At 68.1% G+C, this 18,600-nt stretch carries 22 protein-coding genes and 2 tRNA genes; 13 read left to right on the forward strand and 11 right to left on the reverse strand.

Translation table 11 applies throughout. The features are described from left to right. Positions 1–3: 3 nt before the first annotated feature. Positions 4–441, reverse strand: a complete 438-nt coding sequence (locus DOL89_RS13190) for a hypothetical protein (RefSeq protein WP_119679567.1) — start codon at positions 439–441, stop codon at positions 4–6. Between the two features lie 199 nt (positions 442–640). Here DOL89_RS13190 and meaB point away from each other — a divergent pair, with 199 nt between their 5' ends. Next, positions 641–1,636 carry a methylmalonyl Co-A mutase-associated GTPase MeaB gene (gene meaB, locus DOL89_RS13195; RefSeq protein ID WP_119679568.1) on the forward strand — a complete coding sequence of 332 codons (996 nt, stop codon included), beginning with the start codon at positions 641–643 and terminating at the stop codon, positions 1,634–1,636. Between the two features lie 13 nt (positions 1,637–1,649). On the opposite strand, the gene DOL89_RS13200 is transcribed toward meaB, so the two are convergent. Both DOL89_RS13200 and DOL89_RS13205 read right to left on the reverse strand, forming a co-directional pair. Continuing rightward, on the reverse strand, positions 1,650–2,210 hold the full coding sequence (locus tag DOL89_RS13200) for a hypothetical protein (protein ID WP_119679569.1): 561 nt from the start codon (positions 2,208–2,210) through the stop codon (positions 1,650–1,652). Between the two features lie 63 nt (positions 2,211–2,273). Beyond that, positions 2,274–3,188, reverse strand: coding sequence for a hypothetical protein (locus DOL89_RS13205; protein WP_162937500.1), 915 nt, complete (start codon positions 3,186–3,188; stop codon positions 2,274–2,276). Positions 3,189–3,519: 331 nt separating this feature from the next. On the opposite strand from DOL89_RS13205, the gene DOL89_RS13210 reads away from it, so the two are divergent. The 4 genes from DOL89_RS13210 to DOL89_RS13225 all read left to right on the forward strand — a co-directional run bounded on the left by DOL89_RS13210 (position 3,520) and on the right by DOL89_RS13225 (position 7,492). After that, on the forward strand, positions 3,520–4,263 hold the full coding sequence (locus DOL89_RS13210; RefSeq protein WP_225889793.1) for a DUF484 family protein: 744 nt from the start codon (positions 3,520–3,522) through the stop codon (positions 4,261–4,263). A 21-nt stretch (positions 4,264–4,284) separates the two neighbouring features. Next, a complete protein-coding gene (locus DOL89_RS13215; RefSeq protein WP_119679572.1) occupies positions 4,285–5,229 on the forward strand; it encodes a tyrosine recombinase XerC in 945 nt (314 codons plus the stop codon). A 72-nt stretch (positions 5,230–5,301) separates the two neighbouring features. Further along, entirely contained in the window at positions 5,302–6,207 is a 906-nt protein-coding gene (gene ypfJ / locus DOL89_RS13220) for a KPN_02809 family neutral zinc metallopeptidase (RefSeq protein WP_119679573.1), read from the forward strand. 49 nt (positions 6,208–6,256) lie between these two features. Further along, positions 6,257–7,492 (forward strand): MFS transporter, encoded by a 1,236-nt coding sequence (locus tag DOL89_RS13225; protein WP_225889794.1) that lies wholly within the window; start codon positions 6,257–6,259, stop codon positions 7,490–7,492. A 10-nt stretch (positions 7,493–7,502) separates the two neighbouring features. Here DOL89_RS13225 and DOL89_RS13230 read toward each other — a convergent pair. Next, a tRNA-Gln gene (locus DOL89_RS13230) sits at positions 7,503–7,577 on the reverse strand. Positions 7,578–7,742: 165 nt separating this feature from the next. Between DOL89_RS13230 and DOL89_RS13235 the strand changes: the two genes are divergently transcribed. Further along, entirely contained in the window at positions 7,743–8,780 is a 1,038-nt protein-coding gene (locus DOL89_RS13235; RefSeq protein ID WP_162937501.1) for an SEL1-like repeat protein, read from the forward strand. 9 nt (positions 8,781–8,789) lie between these two features. Here the strand turns inward: DOL89_RS13235 and DOL89_RS13240 are convergent, their stop codons facing one another. The 3 genes from DOL89_RS13240 to DOL89_RS13250 all read right to left on the reverse strand — a co-directional run bounded on the left by DOL89_RS13240 (position 8,790) and on the right by DOL89_RS13250 (position 10,566). Continuing rightward, complete coding sequence (locus tag DOL89_RS13240; RefSeq protein WP_119679575.1) at positions 8,790–9,557, reverse strand: competence/damage-inducible protein A; 768 nt, start codon at positions 9,555–9,557, stop codon at positions 8,790–8,792. A gap of 75 nt (positions 9,558–9,632) precedes the next feature. Next, the gene (locus DOL89_RS13245; RefSeq protein WP_119679576.1) at positions 9,633–9,944 is read right to left on the reverse strand and encodes a hypothetical protein; all 312 of its coding nucleotides are present in this window, start codon (positions 9,942–9,944) and stop codon (positions 9,633–9,635) included. Positions 9,945–9,963: 19 nt separating this feature from the next. Further along, on the reverse strand, positions 9,964–10,566 hold the full coding sequence (locus tag DOL89_RS13250) for a hypothetical protein (RefSeq protein WP_162937502.1): 603 nt from the start codon (positions 10,564–10,566) through the stop codon (positions 9,964–9,966). Between the two features lie 121 nt (positions 10,567–10,687). On the opposite strand from DOL89_RS13250, the gene sfsA reads away from it, so the two are divergent. The 6 genes from sfsA to purB all read left to right on the forward strand — a co-directional run bounded on the left by sfsA (position 10,688) and on the right by purB (position 15,301). Further along, positions 10,688–11,395, forward strand: coding sequence for a DNA/RNA nuclease SfsA (sfsA, locus tag DOL89_RS13255; protein ID WP_119679578.1), 708 nt, complete (start codon positions 10,688–10,690; stop codon positions 11,393–11,395). 58 nt (positions 11,396–11,453) lie between these two features. After that, entirely contained in the window at positions 11,454–12,272 is an 819-nt protein-coding gene (gene map, locus DOL89_RS13260) for a type I methionyl aminopeptidase (RefSeq protein WP_404813465.1), read from the forward strand. Between the two features lie 106 nt (positions 12,273–12,378). Continuing rightward, positions 12,379–13,305, forward strand: coding sequence for a RadC family protein (radC, locus tag DOL89_RS13265; protein WP_225889795.1), 927 nt, complete (start codon positions 12,379–12,381; stop codon positions 13,303–13,305). A gap of 67 nt (positions 13,306–13,372) precedes the next feature. Next, the gene (locus DOL89_RS24915) at positions 13,373–13,549 is read left to right on the forward strand and encodes a hypothetical protein (RefSeq protein WP_162937503.1); all 177 of its coding nucleotides are present in this window, start codon (positions 13,373–13,375) and stop codon (positions 13,547–13,549) included. 24 nt (positions 13,550–13,573) lie between these two features. After that, a complete protein-coding gene (locus DOL89_RS13270) occupies positions 13,574–13,912 on the forward strand; it encodes a hypothetical protein (RefSeq protein ID WP_119679579.1) in 339 nt (112 codons plus the stop codon). Between the two features lie 96 nt (positions 13,913–14,008). Then, positions 14,009–15,301: an adenylosuccinate lyase gene (purB, locus tag DOL89_RS13275; protein ID WP_119679580.1), complete on the forward strand. Its 1,293-nt coding sequence runs from the start codon at positions 14,009–14,011 to the stop codon at positions 15,299–15,301. 43 nt (positions 15,302–15,344) lie between these two features. Here the strand turns inward: purB and DOL89_RS13280 are convergent, their stop codons facing one another. From DOL89_RS13280 to DOL89_RS24920, 3 genes are all read right to left on the reverse strand, one after another. After that, on the reverse strand, positions 15,345–16,880 hold the full coding sequence (locus tag DOL89_RS13280; protein WP_162937504.1) for a response regulator: 1,536 nt from the start codon (positions 16,878–16,880) through the stop codon (positions 15,345–15,347). A 130-nt stretch (positions 16,881–17,010) separates the two neighbouring features. Further along, positions 17,011–17,839, reverse strand: a protein-coding gene (locus DOL89_RS13285) for an IS5 family transposase (RefSeq protein ID WP_119678677.1) whose coding sequence is annotated in 2 segments (ribosomal slippage) — positions 17,011–17,469 and positions 17,471–17,839 — 828 coding nt in all. Because the reading frame shifts where the segments join, the coding sequence is not laid out codon by codon here. Positions 17,840–17,910: 71 nt separating this feature from the next. Further along, positions 17,911–18,060, reverse strand: a complete 150-nt coding sequence (locus tag DOL89_RS24920; protein ID WP_162937505.1) for a hypothetical protein — start codon at positions 18,058–18,060, stop codon at positions 17,911–17,913. Between the two features lie 128 nt (positions 18,061–18,188). On the opposite strand from DOL89_RS24920, the gene DOL89_RS13290 reads away from it, so the two are divergent. Then, positions 18,189–18,275, forward strand: a tRNA-Leu gene (locus tag DOL89_RS13290). 70 nt (positions 18,276–18,345) lie between these two features. Here DOL89_RS13290 and DOL89_RS24925 read toward each other — a convergent pair. Next, positions 18,346–18,483 carry a hypothetical protein gene (locus tag DOL89_RS24925; protein ID WP_162937506.1) on the reverse strand — a complete coding sequence of 46 codons (138 nt, stop codon included), beginning with the start codon at positions 18,481–18,483 and terminating at the stop codon, positions 18,346–18,348. Positions 18,484–18,600: the final 117 nt, after the last annotated feature.

Genomic DNA, 18,600 nt, shown 5'->3' on the forward strand with positions numbered 1-18,600 from the left:
CCGTCAGGCTTCCAGCCGGTCGGCCATGGCGGCCAGCAGCCGGTCCAGCCCGGCCCGATGCTCCGGCTCCAATTGATAGAAGGCGGCCCCCATCCGGTCGCCCCGGCGCCAGGCCACGATCGCCTCCCCCGCCAGATCCAGCGTCACGTCGGTACGGTCGGCACCGTTCCCGTCGCAGGTCACCGACAGGCTGAAGGCGAACCGGTCCTGCCGGTCCAGCACGCCGCGATAGCCGATCAGCTTCATGCCGCCCCGCGACACGTCGCCGAGGCCGACCATGATGCCGTCCACGCGGGCGAAGCCCCTCAGGTCGGTCAGGCGCGGCGCGCTCCGACGGTTCGGCCACCAGATCCGTTCCAGCCAGAATGACGCCTTCCAGGGCGAGGCCGGGCGGCGGCTCGCCAACTCCGGCGACGGGATCAGGATTTCGGGGCTGGCCATTTCGGATGCCTCCCTTGGGGAGCCTCCTTTTTGTCACGACAACCGCGGACGGTGAAGCTGTCCATTCGTCGTCTATCTTCAGGGGAATATAGCCCTGCCGGCCTATGGCGGACTAGACCGGGCGACGGGCGGGTTTGACGCGGGCGCCGCCTGCGGAGCACACTCCCTGCTGTTCCCGCAATCACCGACGCAGCCTGCCATGCCGGACCAGACCGCCCCGCAAGAGCTTGCCGCCCGCCTGTTGCAGGGGGACCGGCGGGCGCTGGCCAGGGCCATCACGCTGACCGAATCGACCCGCGCGGATCACCGGGACCAGGCGGACGCGCTGCTGGCGGAGGTGCTGCCCCAGACAGGTCGGTCCGTGCGCATCGGCATCTCCGGCGTGCCCGGCGTGGGCAAGTCCACCTTCATCGAGGCATTCGGGCTGCACACCATCGGCCAGGGCCACAGGGTAGCGGTGCTGGCCATCGACCCGACCAGCCAGCGCACGGGCGGCTCCATCCTGGGCGACAAGACCCGGATGGAGGAGCTGTCGCGGCACCCGTCCGCCTTCATCCGTCCCTCCCCCGCCGGCAGCACGCTGGGCGGCGTCGCCCGCCGCACGCGCGAGGCCATGCTGCTGGTGGAGGCGGCGGGATTCGACGTGGTGATCGTGGAGACGGTGGGGGTGGGCCAGTCGGAGACCGCGGTGGCCGACATGGTGGATCTGTTCCTGCTGCTGCTGCCCCCGGCCGGCGGGGATGAGTTACAGGGCATCAAGAAGGGCATCGTGGAACTGGCCGACCTGATTGTCGTCAACAAGGCCGACGGCGATCTGGCCGCCGCCGCCCGCCATGCCGTTGCGGAGTACCGCCATGCGCTGGCCATGCTTCGTCCGCCGCAGAGCGCATGGCGTGTGCCGGTGCTGTCCTGCTCCGCCCTGACCGGGGCCGGCATCGACAAGGTCTGGGACAGCATCGGCCGATACCGGGACACGCTGGCCGGCGAGGGCGGTATCGAGCGTCGGCGGGCGGAGCAGGCGCGCGCCTGGATGTGGAACGAGATCAAGGAAAACCTGATCGCCGCCTTCTCCGCCGACCCTGCCGTGCGGGCGGAGCTGAAGCTGCTCGAGCGGGAGGTGGCGGAGGGCGCCACCACGCCCGGCCTCGCCGCCAAGCGCCTGCTGGGCCTCTTCCGCGGTCAGGCCGGATCATAGGCTGGAGCGGCGGTCAGTAGCGGACGCAGGCTTCGCAGGGCCGCGACACCCGCCATGTGCCCGGCTGCTCCTCCACCGGGCTCACCTGATACTGGAGCCGACGTCCGGACGGTCCCGGCCCCTTGGTTCCGCAATACATGCTCCACCCCTCCGCCACCTCGGTGATTCCCTCGCAATAGAGCAGGGTCGCGGTCGGGCCCTGGGCCACGCGGGTATCCACGGTGATACCGGGTTCGGTCTGGCAGATCGCCAGCGGCGACCAGTCCTTCCGTCCGGCGGCAAGGATGTCGAGCAAAGGTCCCGGCAGGCTGAACAGGTGGCGGGCATCGGCCGCCACCTCCGGCGGGCCGGCGGCCGGGCTGACATAGCCGACGCAGGCTCCGCGGTCCAATGCCGGCCGGTCGGCATTCTGCTGCACGAAGGTCATCAGGGCGGCCGTGACCGCCTGCTCGAAGCGACGGCCTTCGGCGGGCACGGTCTGGACCGTGTCCTCGGTCGCCGCCCCGGCCGGAGCGGACTGGGCGGCGAGCAGCAGCAGCAGGGAAATGACCGGCAGAAGGGACGGGATGGTCACGGCGGCGCTCCATCGCGGTGGTGCGACGTCAACCGCCGGCTGGCCTCCCCGCTCCCGTCCCCGTCAGAAGCGCATGCTGGTTCCCAGACGCAGGGCATGGTCCCCGCTCTCCTGCCAGTCGAAACCGGCATTCAGCCGGACCGGCTGGCCATGCATCTCCCACATGGTCAGCTCGGCGCCGACCTGCCCCGCTTCGCCCACCATGTTGGCGCGCAGGCTGCTCAGCCCGGATTTGGCCAGGAAGGTGAAGCGTGCCGGCCGGTATTCCAGCCCCAGGCTGTTCACCGTCTCCGTCCCGAAATCCTCCATCCCGGCGGTGATCCGCCAGCCCGCCTGCCCCTGCGTGCAGGCGGTGCCCCAGCTTGTCCGCAGATATCCCGACCAAGCGCCGATCCCATGATCGTCCCGCCCGGCGCTGAAGCTGCTGCTGACATCGTTGGGCATCCAGAGGGATGAACAGTCGCCCTTGAGGGAGAAGGACTGGTTCAGCGACTCCGTCCCGACCCGCACCCCGACCAGGCTGTCCAGCCCGAGAATGGAAAGCGTGCTGTCGGCCGCGATGCCCTGGGACAGATAGCCCCGCGGATCGGCCCGGAACGTCAGGCGCTCCAGCTCCAGCGTGCCCAGCGTCAAGGTCTGGAGGGAGCGGGCCGCAGGCTGCGCCGCCTCTGGCAGGGGGACCGGCGCGTCCAGACCCAGCTTGGCCTTCGCCCCGTCATAGAGCCGCCCCACCAGATTCGCCAAGGTGGCGAAGAGCGCCCCGCGCCCCTGGTCCAGCGTGGTGCCGGCATCCGTTCCCAGGGGATCGTAATCCGGCATCAGGCGATGCCGCGTATCATGGCTCGCCAGCGTTTCGGCGACGGCAGGTACGGTCAGACTGCCGGCCAGCAGCGCCAACACGGTTGCCGCGGCATGTCCGGCCTGTCGAATCGTGGGGTTTCCCCCGGTTGCGGATGCCGCGCAGCGTTCCCCAGCCACAGCGCACTCCCCGAATCGCCCTGCATTCCGGAAAAGCGTACCGACGACTCCTTTAGCCATGTTGTGAAAACACCTGAGTTACCTCTTATGCCCAAACTTGTCCCAGCGGATCGGGGCGGAATGGCGGTTTTCCTGGGGAAAGGCCGGGGCGGCGACCTCTGCCCGACCGGACGAGGTGCGGCAGACATGCCGCGCTGGCACTGAAATGAAACACCGGACCTTATGCGGGGCTGGACGCGCGCAGGTCGCATTGTCCAGAGTTGCGCCACCCGGACGGTGGGGCGGAATGCGCCGTTCTGCTGTATCGGGCGGACCAACGCAGGTTTCCCGGATGACGACAAGGCACGACATGGGCCGCGACCCCGGACCGATCACCAGCCCGCTGGGCGAAGACCTGACCGCCGAGGATGTCGCGGCATATCTGCGCGACCATCCGGATTTCCTGGCCAACCGGCCCGACCTGATCCCGCATCTGGTTCCCCCGGCCGCCGACCGCGGGGACGGCGTGCTGGACATGCAGTATTTCCTGCTCCAGAAGCTGCGGGCGCAGTTGGAGGGCCTGCAGGAGCAGCAGCGGGAGCTGATCGCCACCACGCGGGCCAATCTGAACAACCAGAACCGCGTCCATGCCGCGGTCCTGTTTCTGCTGGACGCCGCCAGTTTCGAGCAGCTGGTCCAGACCATTGCCACCGATCTGGCCGTGCTGCTGGACCTGGATGTCGCCGCCTTGGCGGTGGAGGGCGTGTCGTCCGACATGCCCCATATCCACCGCAGCGGCGTGCGCGTGCTGGAGCCGGGCACGGTGGATAAGTGGCTGGGCACCAAGCGCGATCTGGTGCTGCGGGAGAACAGCCCCGGCCTGCCGGAAATCTACGGCGCGCAGGGGGCCGGCATGGTGCGTTCGGAAGCGCTGGTGCGGCTGCGCATCGGCGCCGACGCGCCGCAGGGCATCCTGGCGCTCGGCTCGCGCGAGCCGGACATGTTCCACCAGGGCCAGGGCACCGAGCTGCTGACCTTCCTGGCCCGCGTGGTGGAGCGCGCGATCCGCATGTGGCTGGACATCCCGCGGGCATAGGCGGGCCGGGGAACGAAGTACATGGCCAGCCTGGGCTTCGCCTGCCAGCCGGATCTGGATGCGGCGCTGGGGCGCTGGTTCCGGTTCCTTGAGACGGAACGGGGCGCCTCCGCCCATACGCTGCGCAGCTATCGCAACGATGTGACCGGCTTCCTGGCATTCCTGGCCGGCCATCTCGGCCGCGCGCCCGGCCTGCGGGAGTTGGGCGATCTGCGCATCACCGATTTCCGATCCTGGCTGGCAGCCCGCGCCGCGGACGGGGCGGGCGCGGCCACGCGGGCGCGCAGCGTCGCCGGCGTGCGGAACCTGTTCCGTTGGCTGGACCGGGCGGGCATCGTCCATTGCGCCGCCGTGAGCGTGCTGACCGCGCCGAAGGCTCCCCGCCCCGCCCCCCGGCCGCTGACCGCGGCGGATGCCGGGCTTGTGCTGGAGACCGCGGCGGAGATGGCTGATGAGCCCTGGGTGGGCTTGCGCGACAAAGCGCTGTTGACCCTGCTTTATGGCTGCGGGCTGCGCATCTCGGAGGCGCTGGGGCTGAATCGCGGCGATCTTCCGCCGGGTGCGGCATCCGTCCGGGTGCTGGGCAAGGGATCGAAGCAGCGGCAGGTTCCGGTATTGCCGGTGGTGCACGAGGCCGTGGCCGCCTACCTGTCATCCTGCCCGCATGGCGGCGGCAGGGCCGACCCGCTGTTCCTGGGCGTGCGGGGGGAGCGGCTGAACGACCGGGTCGCCCGCAAGCGGATGGAGGAGATGCGCCGCCATCTCCGCCTGCCGGACAGCGCGACGCCGCATGCCCTGCGCCACAGCTTCGCCACGCACCTCCTGTCCGGCGGAGCCGATCTGCGCGCCATCCAGGACCTGCTCGGCCATGCCAGCCTCAGCACCACCCAACGCTACACCGACGTGGATACGGAACGCATGCTGGCCGTCTACGACCAGGCGCATCCGCGCGCGCGCCGGAGCTGAACCGCGGGCGGATCGTGCCGGTATTCCCGTCCGGCTGTTCTCCCCTCCGGTACAGGCAAACGGAGCGGACCGATGCGGTGGCGGGAAGGACGGCGGAGCACGAATGTCGAGGATCGGCGCGGCCAGTCGGCCGGCGGATTCGGCGGAGGTTTCCGCCGGGGCGGAATAGGGGGCGGGTTGCCCATCGGGCGGCTGGGCCTGGGCGGTACGGTGGCGGTGATCCTGCTGGCGCTGGTGTTCGGCATCGATCCGATGATGCTGCTGGGCGGCGGCGGCATGGTGGACGACCGTTCCTATGCCCCCGCCCAGCAGGAGCAGCAGCTTTCGCAGGCGGACCAGGAGCTGGCCGAATTCGTCTCCGTCGTGCTGGCGGATACGGAGGATACCTGGAACACCGTGTTCCAGAGGGACCTGAACGCCGACTATCCGGAGCCTACGCTGGTGCTGTTCACCCAGGCGGTGCAGTCGGCCTGCGGCCGCGCCGGAGCCTCCGTCGGCCCCTTCTACTGTCCCGGCGATCAGCAGCTCTACATCGATCTCAGCTTCTACCGGCAGCTTCGCGAGCAGTTGGGCGCGCCGGGCGATTTCGCCCAGGCCTATGTGATCGCCCATGAGGTGGGCCACCACGTCCAGACCGTGCTGGGCATTTCCGAGCAGGTGCGCGAGGCGCAGGCCGCCATGGGCCAGGCGGAATCGAACGCCATGTCTGTGCGCATGGAGCTTCAGGCCGACTGCTTCGCCGGTCTGTGGGGCCATTATGCCCAGCAGCGGCAACTGCTCGAGCAGGGCGACCTGCAGGAGGCCTTGAATGCTGCCGCCGCTATCGGCGATGACCGGCTCCAGCGCCAGTCCCAGGGCCAGGTCGTTCCCGACAGCTTCACCCACGGCACGTCGGAGCAGCGGGCGACCTGGTTCCGCCGGGGCTTCGAGAGCGGCCGGATCGACTCCTGCGATACCTTTGCCGCGGGGGCGCTCTGACGGGAAGGCCGGTGCAATCCCGCCCGGCCTGCATTAGGCTCGGCGCCGCATGACCTCCGTTCCCGCCCCGTCCCCCGTTCCCGACCCTGACCGCCGCCTGGCGCTGATCCTCTGCGCCTGTGAGGTGCTGGGCATGGCGGGCACCATGACCCTGCCGGCCCTGCTGCCGGCCCTGCTGGCCGAATGGGGGCTGGGCGCGGCGGAGGGCGGATGGCTGGTCGGGATCGCCCAGGCCGGCTATGTGGCGGCGGTGCCGCTGCTGGTCACCTGGACGGACCGGATCGATCCCCGCCGCATCTATATCGCCTGCACGGTGCTGGCCGCCCTGTCGGTCGCTGGATTCGCGTGGCTGGCGGACGGCTTCTGGTCGGCGATGCTGTTCCGCGCCCTGGGCGGCGTCGCCCTGGCCGGCACCTACATGCCGGGGCTGCGCATCCTGTCGGACCATGCGACGGGGCCGCGGGCGCGGCGCTACATGTCCTTCTATACCGCCAGTTTCGCGCTGGGCAGCAGCGTATCGGTGCTGCTGGGCGGATGGGTGGCGGAGGCCGGCGGCTGGCGCATGGCCTTCTGGGCTTCGGCGCTGGCGACGCTGCTCGCGGTCCTGCTCGCCTTCCGCATCCCCGCCGCCGATCCCGACCGGCCAGCGCCGGAGGGCAATATCCTGGATGTGCGCCCGGTGCTGCGCCACCGGCCGGCCATGGGCTACATCCTGGCCTATACCGTCCATTGCTGGGAGCTGTTCGGGCTGCGCGGCTGGCTGGTTGCCTTCCTCGGCTTCGCCGCGCTCAGCGCCGGCACGGCAATCGAGCCCGGCACCCTGGCCAGCATCGCCGCCTTCGTGCTGCTGCTGAGCCTGCCGGCCAGCATCCTGGGCAACGAGGCGGCGGAGCGCTGGGGCCGCACCCGGTTCCTGACCTTCGCCATGTGGATTTCGGCAGCACTGGCCTGCGTGGTGGGCTTCACCGCCGGCCTGCCGCTCTGGCTGGTGGTGGCGGTCTGCTCAGCCTATGCCGTCACCGTGAACTGGGACAGCGCCAGCCTGACGGTGGGCGCGGTGACCGAAGCGGTGGAGGGCCGGCGCGGCGCCACCATGGCGGTGCACAGCTTTCTGGGCTTCACCGGCGCCTTCGTCGGCCCGGTGGTCTTCGGCCTGATCCTGGACATGGCCGGCGGCCCCGACAGCCGCACCGCCTGGGGCCTCGCCTTCCTGAGCTTCGGCGCGGTCGTGGCGCTGGGCCCGCTGTTCCTGCGGCGGTCGGCGCGGTGTCCGGGACGTGTCTAGGAAGTTCCGGTGGCTGGGGCGCCAGGATTCGAACCTGGGAATGGCGGTACCAAAAACCGCTGCCTTACCGCTTGGCGACGCCCCAACGGCCACCGTAGGCGCGGGACATTAGTCGTAATCGACGGGCGGCGCAACATTCCGGAACGGGGAAAATTCGCATGAGCGGCGCTGTCCCGGCCACTCCCCGTTAACCCCTTCCGTGGTAAATTGGAATCGTGCCGCCCCATTGATGACGTTGGAGGTTCCGGCCATGCGCCGGATTGCCCGCATTTCCCTGCTTGCCAGCGCCCTGCTGGCCGCCCCGCCCCTCCTCGCCCTCATCCCAACGCCCGCAATGGCGGAGGCGCCGCCGCGCAAGCCTGAACCGGCTGGCGGCCAGGACGCCGCCTTGCCTGCCGCCGCCGCGGTGACCAATGCCCCCGCCCTGCCCCGGAACGCGGACGACGCGTTGCGCGCGCTGGATGCCCGTGCCCGTGCCGGGGAGCTGGATGCGCAGATCGGTCTCGCCGAATATTTCGTATCCGGAACGAAACCCGACCCGCGGGACGTGAAACGGGCGCTGTTCTGGTACGAGCAGGCGGCCGGCCGCGGCGATGCCGATGCCGCCTGGGCGCTGGCTTCCCTGAACCGCTACCGGCACGAGCTGCTGGAGAAGAGCCGGGCGGACATGGAGGAAGCGGTCAGATGGTACCGCCATGCCGCCGACCAGGGCCATGCCGAGGCGATGTACGATCTGGGCCTGATGTATACCGAAGGCAGCGGCGTTCCCCGCGACACGGTCCAGGCGGCCCATTGGTTCGAGCGCGCCGCGGATGCGGGCATCGCCCGGGCCCTGTTCATGCTGGGCATCCTCTATGAACAGGGGGTGGACGGCGCGCCGGACCTGGAAACCGCCGCCGGCTGGTACAGCCAAGCGGCAGCCACCGGCGACGCCACGGCCGAGGTGGCGCTGAAGCGACTGGCCGAGGGACAGGGCAATGTGCGGATCGCGGACCTGCCGCTGGAACGCGCCATGGCCAAGACGGCCACCGCTGCCGCCCGGCAGGCCCCGCCCGCCGCCGAGAAGCAGAAGCAGGCCGCCAAGCCGGTGCCCGTCACCCAGGCCGGCGTGAAGGAAATCCAGCAGCTTCTGGCCCGATTGGGATACAAGCCCGGCAAGGCCGACGGCCATCTGGGCAAGCGCACCACTGCCGCCATCCGCGCCTATCAGAAGGCGCAGAAGCTGTCGGTGGACGGACGCGCCACCCAAACACTGCTGGAGCATCTGCGCCGGCGGGTCCAGGCCTGAGCCGGCCGCTCAGCCGGCGGCGATCTCCGGCGTGCCGCCCAGGTCCGTTACCAGGGCGGCCACCCGCTCCGCCGCCGCGTCCAGCCGGACAGGATCGGTGCCGCGCAGCACGAGGCTGGTGCTGATCTGGCCCAGACGGAAGGCGGGATAGCTGCCGATGTCCACGTCCGGGAATTCCGCCTGGACCGCTCCCAGCCCCGCAGCCAGCGTGCCCTCCGGCACGGCGCAGACCACGGTGCGGGACAGCACCGGCGGCCCGCCTGCCAGCCGGTCGCCCAGGCCGGTCAGCATGGCCTGCATGATCGACGGCACGCCCGCCATTACGAACACATTGCCGATCTGGAAGCCGGGCGCGGTGCTGACCGGATTGTCGATCAGCACCGCCCCCTTCGGCGTGTTGGCCATGCGCAGCCGCGCCTCGTTCAGCAGGCCGCTGTCGGCATAGTGCGCCTCCAGCCTTCGGCGCGCCTCCGGATGCTGGATCAGCGGCACGCCGAAGGCCTTGGCGATGCATTCGGAAGTGATGTCGTCATGGGTTGGGCCGATGCCGCCCGTGGTGAAGAGGTAGGTGTATCGGGCGCGGAGCGCATTCACGGCCGCCACGATCTCCGCCTCATCGTCCGGCACGACACGGACTTCGCGCAGGCGGACGCCGATTCCGCCCAGATACTTGGCGATGAAGATCAGGTTGGCGTCCTGTGTCCGGCCCGACAGTATCTCGTTGCCGATGATCAGCAGGGCGGCAGTGGGAGCCTGGGCGGAAGATTCGGTGCTCATGGGGCGGTCTCACGGCGGCGGGGCGTTCTGCTGGATATAACGCCCCGACGACCGTCTGCCCATCAGCCTTCCGGATCAGGCGGTGGCAAGTACCGCGCCGAGGATGCCGGCCAGCTTGGACAGGCCGCCATTGACGAAGCCGGTCAGCTTCGCCTGATCGACGGATGCCTGCTGGGCCGCAGCCACCTGCTGCTTCAGCGAGTCGAGGTCGGCGAGTTGGACGCCCGCCAGCGCCGTGGCGACATCGTCAAGCGCCAACCCCTGCATCTGGGCCTCGATCTCAAGCACCTGGAGCTTGGCCGCCGGCTGGTCCGCAGGAGCCATGTTGGGGATCTGCTGCTGCAGGGCGGCGAGTTGGGCCTGAAGGTCGGTCAGGGTCACGGTCATGTCGTTGCTTCCTTTATCTTCACGCGGCGGGTGCGGCGCCGCCGAATTCCTGCATCAGCCGCTCCAGGTCGCTGGCCGACTGCGCCACCTTCGGGGCCAGATCGGTGACGCGGGCCACGGCCGCCTGGACGAAGGGGGCATCAGTGATGGCCTGGACCAGCGGCTGGCCGATCCGCTCCTGATGCAGGTAGGTGTCCAGTACCTGCTGCGCCTGCGCCATCTCCGCCACATAGGCGGAAATCTCGTTCAGCTTGGCCTGGATCACCGCCATGTCGGCGGTCAGCTTGGCTTTGGCCTGGGCGGTGACCTGCGCCTGGGTGGAAATCGCCGCCATGGCGCTGTCCACGGTCGCAGGAGCCGGCGCGGTGGCCCCGGTCAGTTGCTGCTTGACCAGTGCTTCCGCCTGGGACTGGAGCTGGCTGAGATCCTGGATCGCCTGGGCCTGAACCTTTCCAGCCAGCGTCATGATGGCGCTGGCCTGGGCCGACTGCACCTGTGCCAGCGTCTTGAAGTTCGCGACCTGCGTCGACGACAGGGTCTTCACTTCCGGCGGCGTGCCGCAGGCGACCAGCGCCATGCATGTCAGCCCGGCCGCGACCAGCCGCATCGTTCCCACAGCCAAAACCTTCTCCAAAAGTATATAATCCGTATGAGGTATATCACCCGCATCGACGTAGAATTGCAAGCGCGCCCATGGGGAGCGAGCGATTGCCGCCGGGACGAACGGCGGGCTAGGTTCGGCCATGCACTTTCCCACCCCCTTGATCCCCGCCACTTTGGTCCGCCGATACAAGCGCTTCCTGGCCGATGTCGTCCTGCACGACGGGGCGGAGGTCACCGTGCATGTGCCGAATTCAGGCGCCATGCTGGGCATCGATGCGCCGGGCAGCCGGGTCTGGCTGTCCAGAAGCCCGAACCCGGCCCGAAAGCTGGCCTGCACGTTGGAGATGGTGGAGGCGGACGGCACGCTGGTGGGCTGCAACACCGGCCATCCGAACCGGCTGGCGGAGGAGGCGATCCGGGCCGGCACGATCCCGCAGCTTTCCGGATACGCGACCCTGCGGCGCGAAGTGAAATACGGAGTCAACTCTCGCATCGACATCCTGTTGGAGGATGCGGAGCGCGGGCGGGCCTATGTGGAGGTAAAGAACGTGCACCTCATGCGCAGCCCTGGAATCGCCGAGTTCCCGGACTGCATCACCAGCCGAGGGGCCAAGCATCTGCTGGAGCTGGCGGCGATGGTGCGCGAGGGGCACAGGGCGGTCATGCTGTATCTTGTCCAGCGCGCCGATTGTGACCAGTTCCGGTTGGCCGGGGACATCGATCCCACCTATGCGCGGGGATTGGCCCAGGCGCTGTCCAGCGGGGTTGAAGCCCTGTGCCATGCGTGTAAGGTCACGCCCGACGGCATCACGGTGGACAGACGCCTGCCGTTGGTTCTGGATGTTTAGGATTTTGCACGGGTGCGGGCACTGGCCGGCCCGATTGTGGAAAGAGATTGGACGTAAGATGACCGATGCCGCCCGCATGGAGACGCAGGAGGACGAGCGCTCCATCACCCTGTACAGCCTTGAGGAATTCGAGGGCATGCGCCGCGCCGGCCGCCTGGCCGCGGCCACGCTGGACATGATCACGGAGCATGTGCGCCCCGGCGTCGCGACGGAGGAGCTGGACCGGCTCTGCCACGAATTCATCGAGGCGAATGGCGGCATATCGGCGACGGTGGGCTACAAGGGCTACACCAAGGCCTCCTGCATCTCCATCAACCATGCGGTGTGCCACGGCATTCCGGGGCCGAAGCGGCTTCAGGACGGGGACATCCTGAACATCGACATCACCGTGATCGTCGATGGCTGGTACGGCGATACCAGCCGCATGTACATCGCCGGCAATGCCGGGGTGAAGGCGCGCAAGCTGGTGGATGTCACCTACGAGGCCATGATGCGCGGCATCGAGGTGGTGAAGCCCGGCGCCACGCTGGGCGACATCGGCCATGCGATCCAGAGCTATGCGGAGAGTCACCGCTTCTCCGTGGTGCGCGATTTCTGCGGCCATGGCGTCGGCCGTGTGTTCCACGACGCCCCCAGCGTGCTGCATTACGGCCAGCCCGGCCAGGGTGCGGTGCTGAAGGAAGGCATGATCTTCACCATTGAGCCGATGATCAATGCCGGCCGGTTCGACGTGAAGGTTCTGTCCGACGGCTGGACCGCCGTGACCCGCGACAAGTCCCTGTCCGCCCAGTTCGAGCATTCGGTGGGCGTCACCAAGGACGGGGTGGAGATCTTCACCCTTTCCCCCGCCGGCTACACCAAGCCGCCCTACGTCTGAGACCAGCCCGCTTCCGTGGTTCCCGTCTGGTCCGAGCGCAACTTTGCGGACCTGCATCACCCCTGCTACACTTCCTGCAAGAGTGTGCAGCAGGGGTGATGCAGCCATGGCGGCAGGAACGGACAGTTCGAGACACGGTGGCGGTGTGGCCGATGGCGAGGATATGGACGACCTTGCCCTCCGCATTGCCGGACGCCGCGGAGGCCGGCAAGCCCAGGCGCGGAAACCTCGGGAACTGAAGCTGGACGCGCCCGCCCCCGAACAGGCGGCGGCGCCCGAGAGCCTGTTTCCCGACCCCCATCCCCCTGCCCTGCCCCCTACGGCCTCCGAGCCGAAGAAGCCTGCCAGGGCGGCGAAGGAGAAGCAGCACTATCACGGCCACCGCGAGCGGCTGCGCAGCCGGTTCCTGGAGCAGGGGCCGGAGGCGCTGCAGGATTACGAGCTGCTGGAGATGCTGCTCTTCTCCGTCGATGCGCGGAACGATGTGAAGCCGCTGGCGAAGCGGCTGATCCAGAAATACGGCTCCCTCTGGGCGGTGGTGAACGCGCCGGTCCCGAAGCTGCGGGAGGATTTCGGCAGCGACGCCGCCATCGCCAAGATCCGCATCGTCGGGGCCATCGGCCTACGCATGGCGCGCCAGGAAATCCTGAGGAAGCCGGTCCTGTCCTCCTGGCAGAAGCTGCTGGATTACTGCGAGGGGGCCATGGGGCATGAGCCGCTGGAGCAGTTCCGGCTGCTGTTCCTGGACAAGAAGAACACGCTGATCGCCGACGAGGTGCAGCAGCGCGGCACCGTGGACCATACGCCGGTCTATCCGCGCGAGGTAGTGAAGCGCGCCCTGGAGCTGGGCGCCACCGCCATCATCCTGGTGCACAACCACCCCAGCGGCGACCCCACCCCGTCCCGCGCCGATATCGAGATGACCAAGCAGATTGTCCAAGCCGCCGGCGCGCTGGGCGTCGTGATCCACGACCATCTGATCATCGGAAAGGGCGGCAAGCATGTCAGCTTCAAGGGGGCGGGGCTGATGTGATGCCGCCTGGGATCGGGAGCGTGCGAGCACTGAGCTGTGTTACGGTAGCGGGAGCAAGGAGGCCGGAATGGCAGGCAGACCCCGGGCAGTGCGTGCCGCCAGCAAGCGGCAGGAGGAGGAGATCGAGGCCATTCGCCGCGAAGCGGAGGAGAGCATCCGCGCCCTGGAGGAGGGGCGCGTCGTCGATGGCCGATCCGTCGTCGAAGAGATGCGGGCCAAGCTCCGCGAGGCGTTCGGGCGCTGATCACGCGACAGGAAGGCCGCTCCGATGGCCTTCCTGACCCAACCTGCGCGGGACCGCATCCTTGAGCTGTTCGATCATTATGTCTCGAAACAGCGTCCCGAAGCCGCTGCTCGCCTGATCGATTCCGTGAATGAGGCGCTTCGGGTCCTGGACCACGATCTGGTCGGCGGGCGGACCTATCCCGGCGGCTATCCGGATCTGTCCGGTCTCGGATTCCTATGGTTCAAGGTGCACAGATACTGGTTCGGCTGCCGGCGGAGCGCCGACCATGGCGGCCATGTGCTGATGCAAATCCTCTACGACCAGGCCGACATGCCGCGCCGGCTGCTGCCCGACGGCCCCGTCGTGCCCTGGGGCGGGTGAGCCCCGCCCTGCGCCCCGCGCACTTTTCAAATCCGCGTGATGCCCCTATGGTCCGGCCGGTTTCCGCCAAAGCCCGACATTCCTAGAGGCCAGCCCATGATCCCCCGCTATTCCCGCCAGGAGATGACCCGCATCTGGGAGCCGGAGAACCGCTTCCGCATCTGGTTCGAGATCGAGGCGCATGCCATGGACGCCATGGCGGAGCTGGGCGTGGTGCCGAAGGAGGCCGCGGCCGCGGTCTGGAAGCGCGGCAAGTGGGAGATCGACCGCATCGACGAGATCGAGCGGGAGACCAAGCACGACGTCATCGCCTTCCTGACCAATCTGGCGGAGCATGTGGGGCCGGAGGCGCGGTTCGTGCACCAGGGCATGACCAGCTCCGACGTGCTGGACACCTGCCTGGCGGTGCAGTTGAAGCAGGCCGCGGATCTGCTGCTGGCCGATCTGGACAAGCTGCTGGCCGCGCTGAAGACCCGCGCCGTCGAGCACAAATACACCCCCACCATCGGCCGCAGCCACGGCATCCATGCCGAGCCGACCACCTTCGGCGTCAAGCTGGCCGGCCATTACGCCGCCTTCGCCCGCAACCGGGCGCGGCTGCTGGCGGCGCGGGACGAGATCGCCACCTGCGCCATCAGCGGGGCCGTCGGCACCTTCGCCAACATCGACCCCAGGGTGGAAATCCATGTGGCGGAGAAGCTGGGCCTGTCGGTGGAGCCGGTCAGCACCCAGGTGATCCCCCGCGACCGCCACGCCATGTTCTTCGCCACGCTGGGCGTCATCGCCGCCTCGGTCGAGAACCTGGCCACCGAGATCCGGCATCTGCAGCGTTCGGAGGTCCGCGAGGCGGAGGAGTATTTCTCCCCCGGCCAGAAGGGCAGCAGCGCCATGCCGCACAAGCGCAACCCGGTGCTGACGGAGAACCTGACCGGCCTGTCCCGCATGGTGCGCGGCTACGTCACCCCGGCGCTGGAGAACGTCACCCTCTGGCATGAGCGGGACATCAGCCATTCCAGCGTGGAGCGGATGATCGGCCCCGACGCCACCGTGACCCTGGATTTCGCGCTCGCCCGCCTGACCGGCGTGGTCGAGAAGCTGGTGGTCTATCCGGAGAACATGCAGAAGAACCTGGACATGCTGGGTGGCCTGCACAATTCCCAGCGGGTGCTGCTGGCCCTGACCCAGGCCGGGATGAGCCGGGAGGACGCCTACCGCGCCGTCCAGCGCAACGCCATGCCGGTCTGGCTGGAGGGCAAGGATTTCCGCAGCCTGCTGAAGGCGGACGAGCAGGTGATGCAGCACCTCTCCGCGGAGCAGATCGACCGCGCCTTCAACCTGGACTACCACACCAAGCATGTGGACACGATCTTCACCCGCGTCTTCGGGTGAAGCGCCGCCCCCGAGCCCTCGCCTTACCGGGGCGGGGGCTTGATTATCCGCCCACCGATGCCCGCCAAGCCATGTGCCCGTCCACGACGGACAGGAAGGCATCCACCACCGCCGGATCGAAAACGGTCCCGGCCTCCTCCCGGATACGGGCGATGGCACTGGCGGGGGACTCCGCCTGCGACAGGAGGTCGAACCTCTCCGCCACTGCCACGATCCGGGCGGCCAGGGGAATATCCTCCCCCGACAGGCCTTTACGTCCGCCGTTGCCGTCCCAACGTTCGCCGCGGTAATCAGCGATCTGCGCGCCCAGATCGAACCAGCCGGCATCTCCGGCCGGGTACAGGGTTTCCTCCGGCAGGGGGGCGGAGATCAGGCATTCGCCCGCCACCTCGCGCCCGGCATCCACCACGCAGGCCATGGACAACAGGTCCAGCAGCACCCCGTCCAGCGCCTCGGCCTGGACGCCGGAGCCGGCCAGCTTCCGGGCGATGGCATCGGCCAGACGGGCCACATGCAGGGCGCGGCGGCCGGCATCCCGCGTCCGGCATTCCGTCATTTGTGCGATCAGCGCCGTGGCGGCCCCGTTGGCGGCGCGGAGCTGGTTGAACCGGCAAAGATTCTCGAATCCCAACGAAACCTTGGCGGCGAACAGCTCGATCATCTGCCGGTCGTGGGGGCAGATCGGACGCTGGCTGTCGAAGCTGGCGACCACCTCCCGCCCGCCGGGGGTGGAGATGTAAAGGGTCGTCAGCCGCTCGCCGAAGATGGGCTGGCGGGTCCGGAAGGTCTGCTGGATCTGCGCCGCCGTTTCCTGCGGGATGCGTGCATCCAGGGGCTGGTTCACAACGTCGCGGAATCGGCCGGAGGCTGCCAGCACCACGATCCGGTCCGGGTCGCGCCTGCCATCCGCCTGCGGCGCGCCGCGCTGGACGCAGAGGATGCCATCCTCCCCAACCCCGATCATGGCCTGGAGCTGGATCAGCACGCCGGAATGCAACTGCTCCAGCGAGCGCACCATGAACAGGCTGGATGAGGCGTCGATGACCATGCTCAGCCCGCGCCGGCTGGCCTCGATCGTCATGATGTGGTCGTAGGTGCGCAGGGCCGCGATCATGGCGGTGAAGAGCCGCTGCGACGTCAGCTCCGTCTTCGCCTTGTAATCGTTGATGTCGTAGTCCAGCACGACGCGCTGCTCCGGCGCCTGACCCGGCTGTCCGGTGCGCAGGATGATCCGGACTTCCCGGTTGCCCAGCTCCTCCCGGATGGTGCGGACGCAGCGCAGCCCGGCGTCGTCCGTCTCCATCACCACATCCAGAAGGATCACGGCGATATCCCGCCGCTGCCGCAGGATCGCCAGCGCCTCCGCCCCGGAATAGGCGTTCAGGATTTCCAGCCGCCGTCCCTTGAACTCCAGATTCCGCAGGGCGAGCTGGGTGATGGCGTGCACCCCCGGCTCGTCATCCACCACCAGCAGGCACCAGGGCGGCAGAGCCACCGCCGGGTCCAGGTCATCGACCTCAACCACGTCGTCGTCGATCAGGAAGTCCTCATCGTCGGGCGCGGCGACCTCACCAGTCATCAGCGGACCTATAATGTACCGGGCCGGATCCGCCCCGCTGGGCAGGGCGGACATATGCTAATACATTAATATCGACTTCTCAGCAAATTTGCAGCGGAAAGCTGACGACCGTCACGGGCAGGCTAAGAACCTATTTCAGTAGGCAGACGAACTCCCAGACGGTGATGGCGCAGACGAAGTGGAGCATGGCTTCATAGGTGTCGGCGCGCTTTTCCCATCGGACGAGGATGCGGCGGTATCGGTTCAGCCAGGAATGTGCCCGCTCGATCATCCAGCGGCGGGGTTGGTGCGGGTGGGCGGGCGTTGCCGTGCGATCCTCACCCCTGCGGCGGATGTGGGTCGTGAGCCTGTAATCATACCCAAGCTGCCGCGGCCCGTCATAGTCGTAGCCCTTATCGAGGCAGAGATGCTGAGGATGCGCTGGGGTGGGCTCAGGCCGCGGCACGACAACAGCCTCAAGCGTCTGCTCCAGCAGCTTGAAGTCGATCACGTTGGCGCCAGCGACCGCGAGGCCGAGGGGGAGGCCGCGTCCATCGGTCAGCAGGGACCGCTTGGTGCCCAGCTTGGAGCGGTCGGTCGGGTTGGGGCCGACTTTTTTCCCCGCCCAACGGTGCCTTGGTCATTGCTCCGTCTGCCGACATCCAACTCCAATCAATCCCGACCAGGCCGTCATAGGCCAGCAGCCCCTCACGCCAGAAGGCCTCGAACACACCGGCCTCGGTCCATTCGCGAAAACGGCGGTAGGCGGAAGATGGCGAACAGATGCCGGTGGCTTTGAGCGCCTGCCACTGACTACCCGTGCGCAGGACAAAGAAGATCGCGTCCATCGCGGCGCGATCTGGAACCCGCGGATTATGGCAGCCCAGCGGATGCGCTGGACGCTCCGGCAGCAGCGGCTCCATGCGCCACCAGAGCTCATCCGGCAACCGCCAGCCATCGTCCTGGACCAATCTCCCCATCGTGACCTCCACCCGTTGAAGAGCAAAAGTCCAACAGCCCAGATACGGCAAGCTCCCTACTGGAATAGGCTCTAAAATGGCCCGAACGCGTTGTAGAGCAGGCCCAGCACCACGAAAATTCCCAGCCATATGGCGACGTTGCGCAGCAGTCCCTGCCGCGGCAGACGGCGCATTGCCGGATAGAAGAACGCCAGCAGCATCAGGCTGGCGACCAGACTCATCCATTGTCCTTCGGTCATGCCGTTCCCTTTTTCCTTCGCCTCTCCGGCGGAGGTGGCCCCGGAAGGGGCCGGGATCAATCCCGCGCGCTTGCCGCAGCCCTCGCGCTCCGCTAGGGTCCGCCGCAGGGGCCCGCTTGGCGGAATCGGTAGACGCCAGGGACTTAAAATCCCTTGTCCGCAAGGACGTGCCGGTTCGAGTCCGGCAGCGGGCACCATCCCCTTCAGACTGCATGACCGTCATGGCTTCCGGTGCGGCCCCGTGAAAATGGGGAGGAACCGGAGCTCTCAGCCGACCGGCGGGGGCGGAAGCTCAAGAACTCCGCCAGAGAAAACACTCTGACCGGCGTTGCCGGCAAAAAGCATGTAGCCCACGATCAAGAGCATCGTGACCACAATCAGTCTGTTCAGGTTTTTCGCTACCATAAGAACCCTCCTCGGCTCTTGGCGCAGCTTTGATGGCCCAGATTTATCTCAAGTATTTGCCGGATGGAAGCTCCCTCCGGATGATGCGTCTCTTTCGCCAACCGGCCCCACAAAAGC

Origin of the sequence: Indioceanicola profundi (assembly GCF_003568845.1) — a bacterium.
Lineage (GTDB): Bacteria > Pseudomonadota > Alphaproteobacteria > Azospirillales > Azospirillaceae > Indioceanicola > Indioceanicola profundi.